The 689-nt window shown below is 33.5% G+C and carries 1 protein-coding gene; it reads left to right on the forward strand.

Annotated features, from left to right (window positions below; genetic code table 11):
* On the forward strand, nucleotides 1-689 hold a 689-nt coding region (locus H9660_RS16150), incomplete at both ends, for an ABC transporter permease (protein WP_191751392.1).

The raw sequence follows: 689 nt of genomic DNA on the forward strand, positions 1-689 counted from the left end.
CTTGCAACAGCAACACCTTTAATGCTTACTGGACTTTCCGTTGCCTTTGCTTTTAAAACAGGATTATTTAATATAGGGACTCCAGGACAAATGTTATTTGGAGGCTTCTGTTCTATAGCAACAGGATTAAGTTTAGATTTAGAAAAGGGAATATTAGTGCCTATAGTAGTACTTGTAGGTATACTTGGTGGTGCAGTATGGGGATTAATTCCAGGAGTGTTAAAAGCTCTATTTAATGTTCATGAAGTAGTATCATCAATAATGATGAACTGGATAGCTTATTGGATAGTTTATTATATGGTTCCTCAATATTTTAGAGGCGAGTTTTTAGAGACAGAATCAAAAATGTTGCCTGAAGCAGCTACTTTAAGAGTACAATGGCTTTCAGATATTTTTGAAGGGTCATATATAAATTTAGGAATTTTCTTAGCTATAATAACAGTTTTAATAATATGGTTTATTTTAAATAAAACAGTTCTAGGATACGAATTAAAAGCAGGTGGATTTAATAGATTTGGTGCAGAATATGCAGGAATGCCTGTAAATAGAAATATAGTTATTTCTATGATGATAGCAGGGGCTTTATCTGGACTTGCGGGAGCAATACAATATACTGGAAATGCTAATATAATGCAAATAGGTGTTATGCCAAGCCAAGGTTTTGATGGTATAGCAGTTGCATTACTTGG

Origin of the sequence: Clostridium gallinarum (genome assembly GCF_014836325.1) — a bacterium.
Classification (GTDB): Bacteria; Bacillota; Clostridia; order Clostridiales; family Clostridiaceae; genus Clostridium; species Clostridium gallinarum.